The sequence below is a fragment of the Pseudonocardia sp. EV170527-09 genome (assembly GCF_008369905.1).
Taxonomy (GTDB): domain Bacteria; phylum Actinomycetota; class Actinomycetes; order Mycobacteriales; family Pseudonocardiaceae; genus Pseudonocardia.
On sequence record NZ_VRMC01000692.1, the window covers coordinates 1 to 231 of the forward strand.

The 231-nt window shown below is 59.7% G+C and carries 1 protein-coding gene; it reads right to left on the minus strand.

The genetic code is table 11. The annotated features are described in order from the left end of the window. Positions 1–200, minus strand: a 200-nt coding sequence (locus FVA95_RS30510; protein WP_149667025.1) for a helix-turn-helix transcriptional regulator, incomplete at its 3' end; no start/stop codon positions are given. Positions 201–231 lie beyond the last annotated feature (31 nt).

Genomic DNA, 231 nt, shown 5'->3' on the forward strand with positions numbered 1-231 from the left:
TCATAATTGGCGAGAAGCCGGGCCGCGTCCATGGTTCGCGCTACGCCGAGAGTGCGGCGTGCCGCCCGCATATGGTCGTTGACTGTATGCGGCGAAATGCCGATCGCCCGGGCGATTTGCTTGGCTTCGTAGTTCTGGAAGACGAGGCGAAGTACCTCCTTTTGGCGCTCCGGTAAGCGGCTCAGTCCCTTCTCATCCATTGAACTGGCTTATCGGCTGGCGAGGTTCAAC